7 protein-coding genes are annotated in these 9,619 nt (G+C 70.0%); 5 read left to right on the forward strand and 2 right to left on the reverse strand.

The window, feature by feature from the left end; all coding sequences use genetic code 11:
- Nucleotides 1–30: 30 nt before the first annotated feature.
- From ITP53_RS34460 to ITP53_RS34475, 4 genes are all read left to right on the forward strand, one after another.
- Nucleotides 31–1,251 (forward strand): glycosyltransferase family 2 protein, encoded by a 1,221-nt coding sequence (locus ITP53_RS34460; protein WP_195899645.1) that lies wholly within the window; start codon nucleotides 31–33, stop codon nucleotides 1,249–1,251.
- A 476-nt stretch (nucleotides 1,252–1,727) separates the two neighbouring features.
- Nucleotides 1,728–3,503: a methionine--tRNA ligase gene (gene metG, locus ITP53_RS34465; RefSeq protein WP_195899646.1), complete on the forward strand. Its 1,776-nt coding sequence runs from the start codon at nucleotides 1,728–1,730 to the stop codon at nucleotides 3,501–3,503.
- 91 nt (nucleotides 3,504–3,594) lie between these two features.
- Nucleotides 3,595–4,449, forward strand: a complete 855-nt coding sequence (locus tag ITP53_RS34470) for a TatD family hydrolase (protein ID WP_195899647.1) — start codon at nucleotides 3,595–3,597, stop codon at nucleotides 4,447–4,449.
- 146 nt (nucleotides 4,450–4,595) lie between these two features.
- Nucleotides 4,596–5,438: a resuscitation-promoting factor gene (locus tag ITP53_RS34475; RefSeq protein ID WP_195899648.1), complete on the forward strand. Its 843-nt coding sequence runs from the start codon at nucleotides 4,596–4,598 to the stop codon at nucleotides 5,436–5,438.
- Between the two features lie 57 nt (nucleotides 5,439–5,495).
- Here the strand turns inward: ITP53_RS34475 and ITP53_RS34480 are convergent, their stop codons facing one another.
- Complete coding sequence (locus tag ITP53_RS34480; RefSeq protein ID WP_195899649.1) at nucleotides 5,496–6,686, reverse strand: FG-GAP repeat protein; 1,191 nt, start codon at nucleotides 6,684–6,686, stop codon at nucleotides 5,496–5,498.
- Entirely contained in the window at nucleotides 6,686–8,590 is a 1,905-nt protein-coding gene (locus ITP53_RS56325) for a serine/threonine protein kinase (protein WP_328816696.1), read from the reverse strand. Before ITP53_RS56325 ends, ITP53_RS34480 begins: the two co-directional genes overlap by 1 nt.
- A gap of 109 nt (nucleotides 8,591–8,699) precedes the next feature.
- Here ITP53_RS56325 and rsmA point away from each other — a divergent pair, with 109 nt between their 5' ends.
- Complete coding sequence (gene rsmA, locus ITP53_RS34490; protein WP_195899650.1) at nucleotides 8,700–9,560, forward strand: 16S rRNA (adenine(1518)-N(6)/adenine(1519)-N(6))-dimethyltransferase RsmA; 861 nt, start codon at nucleotides 8,700–8,702, stop codon at nucleotides 9,558–9,560.
- Nucleotides 9,561–9,619 lie beyond the last annotated feature (59 nt).

Below are 9,619 nucleotides of genomic sequence, written 5' to 3' on the forward strand. Positions count from 1 at the left end.
CTGGAAGAGCCTTAACTGAAGGGTAGACACGTGGAACTGACGGTGGTCATGCCCTGCCTCAACGAGGCGGAGACCGTGGAAGTCTGTGTACGCAAGGCACTGGCGTGCATGGAGGAGCACGGCATCGAGGGCGAGGTCCTGATCGCCGACAATGGCAGCACGGACGGCTCGCAACAGCTTGCCCGCGACGCCGGTGCCCGCGTTGTCCATGTCGACGAGAAGGGCTACGGCAACGCCCTCATGGGCGGCATCCGGGCCGCGCACGGCAAATTCGTCATCATGGGTGATGCTGACGACTCCTACGATTTCACCGCGTTGCTGCCCTTCGTCGAGCAGTTGCGTGACGGCGCCGACCTGGTGATGGGCAACCGCTTCAAGGGCGGCATCGCCTCGGGCGCCATGCCGCCGTTGCACCGCTATCTCGGCAACCCGGTGTTGTCGTTCGTGGGGCGGCTGTTCTTCCCGTCGGCGATCGGCGACTTCCACTGCGGGCTGCGCGGCTTCCGTCGCGAGTCGATCCTGCGGCTGCAACTGCAGACCGGCGGCATGGAGTTCGCCTCGGAGATGGTGGTCCGCTCGACGCTGTCGGGCCTGGACGTGCGCGAGGTGCCCACGACGCTCTCGCCCGACGGCCGCTCCAGGCCGCCGCACCTGCGCTCGTGGCGCGACGGCTGGCGCCACCTGCGCTTCCTGCTGCTCTACAGCCCGAAGTGGCTGTTCTTCTACCCCGGCGTGCTGATGATGGCCGTCGGCCTGGTCGCGGGGACCGCGCTGACGTTCGGCCCGGTGGAGATCGGTGAGCTGGCCTTCGACGTCGACACCCTGGTCGGGACGGCCGCCCTGGTGGTGATCGGCTTCCAGGCGGCGCTGTTCGCGCTGTTCACGAAGGTCTACGCGGCCGAGGAGGGGTTCCTGCCGGAGTCGCCGCGGATCCGCAGGATCATCGACATCGTGACCCTGGAGAAGGGGCTCGTGGTCGGCGGGCTGCTGGCACTGGCCGGCCTGGTCGGGCTGGTGATGTCGCTGGTGCACTGGCAGGTGCGCAGCTTCGGCGAGCTCGACCCGCGCGAGTCACTGCGCATCGTGGTGCCGTCCGCGACGGCGCTGATCGTGAGCTTCCAGACGATCTTCGCGGCGCTGTTCATCAGCATCCTCGGCATCCGTCGCACCCGCGAAAGCTCCATCGACGTGGCGGCAAAGGCAGCCGAAGAAGCGGCGGCGGCGGTTTCTCTCGAGCGTGCAGAGCGATGATCGTTTAAGGCAAAATCTTCTTCTTTTACGCGGTGCCGTGGCTCGCCACCCGCCATCGCCGGCTCGCCTCTGTCCAGGGAAACGCCCGCTGACCGGTCAGTGGCGCACCACCGCAACGGTGCGCCTTCTTGGCCGAGTTCCATGGCCAGCCTGGGCCCTCACCGCCCTGCCTCCCGCCGGCGGGGTGCACAAAGGGCTGAGTGTCGTGTGTTTACGGAGAATTCACCTGCATGCCCGGCGGCTCGGCGTGTCGCGGGGCTGGGCCTGCGAGGGTTGCTGACCACGGAGTGGGTTGGCGTGGGCTTGCGTTGCGGTGGGTGAGCGGTGAAGGGTCAGAGGGCGTTTCCCTGGAGGGCCGGCAACTGTCACGGTGGGTGGCTGACCACGGCAGCGCGTAAAAGATGATCCTGATCTTGTGTCCGGACGACGCCGCAGACGGTAAGAAACGGTCGGTGCGTGTCCCGTAGGCTAGGGGCATGCACATCTTGACCGCCGTTGCGTGGCCGTATGCCAACGGCCCTCGTCATATCGGGCACGTCTCAGGTTTCGGGGTGCCGTCCGACGTTTTCAGCCGCTACCAGCGGATGGCGGGGAACAAGGTGCTGATGGTCTCCGGCACCGACGAGCACGGCACGCCCATCCAGGTGCAGGCCGACAAGGAGGGCGTGAGCGCCAGGGAGCTGGCCGACCGCTACAACCGCGTCATCGCCGAGGACCTGGTCGGCCTGGGCCTGTCCTATGACCTGTTCACCAGGACCACGACGAAGAACCACTACGCCATCACGCAGCAGATCTTCAAGGGCCTCTACGACAACGGCTACATCTTCCCGAAGACCACGATGGGCGCCATCTCGCCCTCGACCGGCCGCACCCTGCCCGACCGCTACATCGAGGGCACCTGCCCCATCTGCGGCTACGACGGCGCGCGTGGCGACCAGTGCGACAACTGCGGCAACCAGCTCGACCCGATCGAGCTGATCAACCCCAAGAGCCGCATCAACGGTGAGACGCCGGTCTTCGCCGAGACCGAGCACTTCATGCTCGACCTGCCCGCCTTCGCCGAGGTGCTCGGCTCCTACCTGCAGTCCAAGCAGGGCGAGTGGCGGCCCAACGTGCTGAAGTTCGCGCTCAACCTGCTCGGCGACCTGCAGCCCAGGGCGATCAGCCGCGACCTCGACTGGGGCGTGCCGATCCCGCTGGACGGCTGGCGCGACCAGCCCAACAAGCGGCTCTACGTCTGGTTCGACGCGGTCATCGGCTACCTGTCGGCGTCCATCGAGTGGGCCAGGCGCTCGGGCGACCCCGACGCCTGGCGGCAGTGGTGGCAGAATCCCGACGCGCGCGGCTACTACTTCATGGGCAAGGACAACATCGTCTTCCACGCCGAGATCTGGCCGGCGATGCTGTTCGGCTACAGCGGCAGGGGTGCCCGCGACGGCTCGCCGGGCTCGCTGGGAGCGCTCGACGTGCCGTCGGAGGTGGTCTCCAGCGAGTTCCTGACGATGGAGGGCAGGAAGTTCTCCTCCTCCCGGCAGGTCGTCATCTACGTGCGTGACTTCCTCGCCCGCTACGACGCCGACGCGCTGCGCTACTACATCGCGGTGGCCGGGCCGGAAAACCAGGACACCGACTTCACCTGGCAGGAGTTCGTCAACCGCAACAACGGCGAGCTGGTCGCGGCCTGGGGCAATCTGGTCAACCGGTCGATCTCGATGGCCGCCAAGAACTTCGGCGTCATCCCCGAGGCGGGCGACCTGACCGACGCCGACCGGGCCCTGCTGGAGCGTTCGCGGAACGCGTTCGGTCCTGTGGGGGCGGAGCTGGGCCGGTCGAGGTTCAAGAACGCGATCACCGAGGCGTTCGACGTGGTCCGCGAGGCCAACAAATACCTGGCCGAGCAGGAGCCGTGGAAGCTCAAGGAGGACGCGGCGCGGCAGAAGTCGATCCTGCACGTGGCGCTCCAGGTGGTCGACGACGCCAAGACGATGCTCACGCCGTTCCTGCCGAGCTCGTCCAACAAGGTGTCCGCCATGCTGGGCGGCGAGGGCGTGTGGTCGGGCATGCCGGAGATCCGTGAGGTCGACGAGGACGGTGGCACGCCCTACCCGGTGATCACCGGCGAGTACGACGGGGCGGCCCGCTGGGAGCACCAGGCGATCAAGCCGGGCACACCGCTGGCCCCGCCCGTGCCGCTGTTCAAGAAGCTCGATCCGAAGGTCGTCGACGAGGAGCTGGCCCGGCTGACCGACTGACCGGTGCCCTCAGGCGGCGTCCACGCGGGCGCCGCCGGGGCTCCAGGGGCACGGCGAGGGCCGCCAAAGGTTTGCGGCTACCTTGGAGGGCGTGAGCAAGATTCCAGCCGCGCCTGAGCCGCTTTCCGCGCCTGTGTTCGACAGTCACTGCCATCTCGACATCATGGTCGGCAACCGGCAGGCGTCATCGGGAGACCCGGTGGCGCAGGCCGCGCAGGCGGCGGAGGCGAGCGTACGCGGCATCCTCGAAGAGGCCAGGGCGGTCGGGGTGACCAGGCTCGTCACGGTCGGTTACGACCTGCGGTCCTCCCGGTGGAACGCCGAGGCGGCGGCGGAGCACGAAGGCGTGTACGCCGCCGTGGCCGTCCACCCCAACGAGGCCCACGAGGCCACCCCCGAGGTGCTGGCCGAGATCGAGGCGCTGGCCGGGCGGCCGGAGGTGCGGGCGGTGGGGGAGACCGGGCTCGACTACTACCGCGACTGGGCGAGCAGGGACGACCAGCACGCGAGCTTCCGCGCGCACGTCGAGATCGCCAGGCGCACCGGCAAGGCGCTGGTCATCCACGACCGCGAGGCGCATGACGACGTGCTGAAGGTGCTGGCCCAGGAGGGTGCGCCGGCGACGGTCGTGTTCCACAGCTTCTCGGGCGACGCCGAAATGGCGAAAAAGTGTGTTGAAGCCGGATATTTCATGTCCTTCTCCGGGCCGGTGACGTACAAGAACGCCGCCTACCTCCGCGAGGCCGCGCGGGTCGCGCCCAAGGAGCTCATGCTGGTCGAGACCGACGCGCCCTACCTGCCGCCGGTCCCGTACCGGGGCAAACCCAACGCTCCCTACCTCATCCCGCTCACCCTGCGCTGCCTGGCCGAGGTCAAAGAGGTCCATCCGGACGAGTTGTGCGAGGCGATCAGCGCGAACGGAGTCACGGTGTTCGGCGAGTGGTGACCATCTTTTGGTGAACCGGTGGATGCGGGAGAGCCGTCGCCGCTAGCGTTCGGGCGGTCACGCCCCGTTACCGGAGGTGGTTCGTGCGAGGTAAGAGACGTGCGCCGCGTCCGCCGCTCCCGTGGCGTTCCCCGTGGACGCCCCTCGTGAGCCTGGCGACGGCTGTGGCGCTCGGTACGCTCGTGACCGTGTCGTCCCTCGTCAAGGAGGTCGTCGTGGTCGTCGACGGCAGGCCGACGGCGGTTCGCGGCTTCGCCGGCACCGTGGACGAGGTGCTGCACGAGGCCGGGATCTCGGTGGGCGTCGGCGACGTCGTACGCCCGGCCGCGCAGGAGACCGTCGCCGACGGATCCAGGATCGAGGTACGCCGGGCGCGCCCGATCACCCTGACCGTGGACGGCCGCACCAGCAGACACCTGGTCACCAGCACCAACGTCGGCGACGCGCTGGCCGAGCTGGATCTGACCCCGGCCGCCCACGTCTCCGTGCCCCGCGACGGCGCGGTGCCGCTGTCCGGCATGTCACTCACCGTCTCCACCAAACGCAAGGTGTACGTGGTCGCCGGCGCCACCCGGCTCACCTCCCGCACCACCGCCAGGACGGTGCGCGAGGTGCTCAGGCAGAAGCGCATCGCCCTGCGCCGCGGCTACCTGGTACGCCCGCCGCTCGGCAGCTTCCCCGAGGACGGGACGGTCATCACGGTCACCCCGCCACGCATCGTGCAGGTCCGGCCGGACGTCCTGCGACTCGACTGGCAGGCGCTGGCCGAGTGCGAGGCGAACGCCGACCCGCAGGCGTACAACCCGGACGGGCCCTACTACGGGATGTTCCAGTTCAGCCTGCCCATGTGGCAGGTCGTCGGCGGCCTCGGCGTGCCGAGCGCCTGGCCGGTGGAGGAGCAGACGTACCGGGCGCAGCTCCTCTACCAGCACGTGAACGGCAACTGGCAGAGCCAGTGGCCGTCCTGCGGCGACCGCCTGTTCGGCTGACGGCCACGTCCTGCGGCGTTCGCCTGGTGGTACGTCCTGGAGCGACCGCCTGTTCGGCTAGCCGGCTACGGACACGCCGAAGTCGGCGCCCTTGGGGGGCTGGACCGGTTGCAGGCTCTCGGCGTTGCGCCCGGCCACCGCGACCCTGCCGTACGGCCGCGCGTCCGGCTGGCCCACGAACAGTTTGTTGCCGCTGAAGGCCACCGACCAGCCGAACAGCCCGTCGGCCGTGGCCAGCGTCCGGTCCTCGGCGGCGTCCTTCCATGAGATCACGCGGACGCCGCCGCCGTACGGGGCGCCGATGGCCAGCCTGCCGTCCGCCGAGGCGGCCATCGAGAAGCCGAACGCCTGCCCGCCCGGCTGCCGTACCGTCCTCGTGGGCTTCCTGTCGAGGCCGAGAAGTTGCACGTCGCCGGGTCCGGGGGAGCTGACCGCGTATCCGGCGCCGTCGGCGTACGCGACCGCGTAGCCGTACCTGTCGCCGGAGGCCTTGGCCGGTGAGTCCAATTTCAGGCTCGTGAGCTCGGAGGCCAGCACGTCGTCGATGAACACGACCGAGCCGGAATCGATCTTGCCTGCCTCGATCTGGCGGCCCGTGCCGTCGTCGTTCTCGTACGGGACGCCGACGAGCAGCGCGTTCTCCGGCCCGAACGCCATCGACCAGCCGAACTGGTCGCCCACCTCGCTGTTGCCCCGCACGTCGTCGCTCTCCTGGCTGATCCTGATCAGCTGTCCGGCGCCCTCGCGCACGTAGATCGCGCCCACGTCGAGCAACTGGGCCTCGTCCTCGTACGGCGCCCCGACGGCCACCAGGTCGCCCTTGGCCGCCAGCGACCAGCCGAAGTGGGCGAAGCGCTGCGGCTGGAGCGCGGTCAGGCGCTCCGGCGGCCTGCCGCCCCCGCCGCCGTAGATCACGTAGGCGGCGCCGGCGTCCTCGGCGCCGTCCACGTCCGCGTACGGGGCGCCGACCACGAGATCGGCGCAGGCGTCGGCGTCCACCTTCGCCAGGCGCGCCGACCAGCCGAAGCCGTCTCCCCTGACCAGGCCGGGCACGGCGACGGGAACGACCTTGCCGCCGGACACGATGTGCACGGCGCCCTTCTGGTCGTCCGCGAACGGGTCGCCGACCGCCACGTCATCTAAGCCGTCGCCGTCGAAGTCCGCGACGCCCGCGCAGGCCGCGGCGGTGGCGGGCAGCAGCGGTGCGCCGGTCGCGATGAGGAGCGCGATGAGCGTTGATCTGATCATCACAGCGCGACCTCGATCTGCTTGCCGTTCTCGAGCATGGTGGCCGTCATCTTCACGGGTTTGCGGTACATGGCCAGGTCGAACACGAACGCGCTGTCCACCCGCGCGCCGGGCAGGATGGCCGGCGGCAGCGTCAACGCGGCCGCGTCGTGCTCGCCGCCCCGGTCGTCGACCATGCTGACCACGGGCTGGATGAGCGGCCGGCGCTCGCCGCCCGGGTTGATCATCGTCCACCGGATCACGCAGAGCTGGCCCTGGGTCGTGGTCGCGCCCTCGTACTCCTTCAGCCCGCACTCGGGGGCCGCCGAGACCAGGGCGACCGGGTCGTCGAACTTGTCGCCCAGTGCGAACCTGCGTCCCACGTCGTTCGGCCCGGCGCTGGTGGCGGCCTGGGACGGGTTGCCCGTGCCGGTGGTGGCCGTGTTCCTGCTGGAGGTGACGATCAGTACGCCTGCCGTCACGACGATGGCCAGCACGGCAGCGGCGGCGGCGATGAGCCAGCGGGTGCCGGTGGTCCGTGTGCCGCCGAGGGCGTCGGGCTCGTCCGGGAGGAACTCGGCCGAGGCGGTAGGCTCGCCCGGCTGGGTCGGCACGGCCTGAACCGTACCGGCGTCCTGCCTGCCGTCCTTCCTGAACAGCCCGCGCGCCCCCTTCCGCTCACGCGGGGGAGCCTCCTGCTGCGGGGCCTCCCAGCGGGCCAGCTCCTCCTTGGCCGCCTGCTCCTCCCGCAGCGCCAACTCCTCCACCGACGCCTGGCTCTGGAGCGGGGCGCCGGGGGCACTGGGGACGCTCGCCCCACCGGGGAATCCAGGCCCACTCGCCGTCCTGCCGGCGGGACCGCTCGGCCCACCGGCGGGATTGCCCGGCGCACCTGCGGGATTGCCCTGAGCGTCGGCCACGTCTCCCGGGACGGAGGGCATTCTGCCCGCCACGTCCCCCGAGAGGGGGCGGCCCGGCGCGTTTCCCGGGATGGAGGGTGCTCTGCCGGTCGCGTCGCTCGGGGGCGGGGTGGTGAAGGCCGCCGTGATGTCCGGTTCGTTCGTGACGTTCCGCGGGGGCTGCCACTCGTTGAGCATCTCGGTCGCGATCAGGGTGGGCGGATCCGCCTGCGGCGCCGGCGTAGTGCCTCCCACCAGGGCGATCAGCAGGTCCTGCGCCGACGGCCTGAGGGTGGCGTCCATCGAGGTGGCCCGCCGTACCAGCTCGTTGAGCGGCGCCGGCAGCGCGCCCAGGTCGGGCGGGGTGTTGAGCACGCGGGTGGCCAGCGTGACGGGGTCGCCGCGGCCGTACGGGTGCCGCCCGTTGCCCGCGTACGCCACCAGGCAGCCCCAGGCGAAGATGTCGGCCGCCGGGGTGACGGTCTGGCCGCGTACCTGCTCGGGCGCCCACCACCCGGGACTGCCCAGCAACTCGCCCGAGACAGTGAACCCCGTCTCCCTGTCGAGCGCCCTGGCGATGCCGAAGTCGATCACGCGCGGCCCGGACAGCGAGAGGATCACGTTCGCCGGCTTCAGGTCACGGTGGACCAGCCCGGCGACGTGGATGGCGGCCAGCGCCGCCGCGACTCCGAGCGCGACGCCGTGCAGCGGCCCCGGCTCCAGAGCACCATATTGAGAGATCTGATCGGACATGGGGGTGCCCGCGATGTATTCGGTCACCATGTAAGGCCGGCCGTCGCCGGTGTTGCCGTTGTCCAGCACCTGCGCCGTGCAGAACGACGCCACCCGGCGGGCGTTGTCCACCTCGGCGTGGAACCTGACCGCGAATCCGTCCTGATTGGCGAACTCCGCCTTCACGACCTTGACCGCGACGAACCGCCCCGTCGGCGCCCGCGCGAGGAACACCGTGCCCATACCGCCTTCGCCCAGCCGTCCGAGCAGCCGATATGGCCCGATTTCTCGCAAGTCCGTAGGGCGAAGCGGCGCAGCGCCCGTTGGCTCCATGAGGGACGTCCCTTCCTGTTCCACGCCATCCTCTCCTTTGGTCTCCCCGTACGCCATCGAAGGTTCTTCGATGCGGGAGACTGGTTGGATGATGAGCCTGTTGGGCCCCGCAGAAATACGTATTTTGGCGAACAAGCTAGATCTTCGTCCGACGAAAAAGCTGGGCCAGAACTTCGTGATCGACGCGGGGACCGTTCGGCGCATCGTCCGCGTGGCCGATCTGAGCCCGGAGGACGTGGTCATCGAGGTGGGTCCCGGCCTCGGCTCGCTCACGCTCGCCCTCCTGCCGGCCGCCGCGCACGTGGTCGCCGTCGAGATCGACCCGGCGCTCGCCGCCCAACTGCCCATCACCGCCGCCGACCACGGGCCGGCCGACAAGCTCACCGTCGTACGTGCCGACGCCATGCGGATCAGCCCCGACGATCTGTCCGGCTTCGCCCCCACGGCCCTGGTCGCCAACCTCCCCTACAACGTGGCCGTCCCGGTGGTGCTGCACCTCCTCGAGGTGCTTCCTTCCATGCGCAAGGGGCTGGTCATGGTCCAGTCCGAAGTGGCCGACCGCCTCGCCGCCGGCCCCGGCTCGAAGGTCTACGGCATACCGTCGCTCAAGGCCGCCTGGTACGCGGACGTACGCCGCGCGGGTCCTGTGAGCCGCACCGTCTTCTGGCCCGTCCCCAACGTCGACTCGGGCCTGGTCTCTCTTGTACGCCGTGAGCCGCCCGCCACGACGGCGTCGCGTGAGGAGGTGTTCGCCGTGGTGGACGCGGCCTTCGCCCAGCGCCGCAAGACCCTGCGCGCAGCCCTGGCGTCGTGGGCCGGCAGCGCGGCCGACGCGGAGCGGGCGCTACGCGCGGCCGAGGTGGACCCGTCGGCCCGCGGTGAGCAGCTCGACATCACCGCCTTCGCCCGCATCGCCGAGTGCAGGCCCTAGCTTTTCCACAACCTCCCCTCTCCATCCCACGCACCATCCACAGAACCACGCTCGGCCCC

Origin of the sequence: Nonomuraea cypriaca, assembly GCF_015645445.1 — a bacterium.
Taxonomy (GTDB): Bacteria; Actinomycetota; Actinomycetes; order Streptosporangiales; family Streptosporangiaceae; genus Nonomuraea; species Nonomuraea cypriaca.

What these genes read in the sequence shown, in the direction of transcription:
- metG (WP_195899646.1), top strand. Translation starts at nt 1,728, where the DNA reads ATGCACATCTTGACCGCCGTTGCGTGGCCGTATGCCAACGGCCCTCGT.
- ITP53_RS34480 (WP_195899649.1), bottom strand. Translation starts at nt 6,686, where the DNA reads ATGATCAGATCAACGCTCATCGCGCTCCTCATCGCGACCGGCGCACCG.
- rsmA (WP_195899650.1), top strand. Translation starts at nt 8,700, where the DNA reads ATGCGGGAGACTGGTTGGATGATGAGCCTGTTGGGCCCCGCAGAAATA.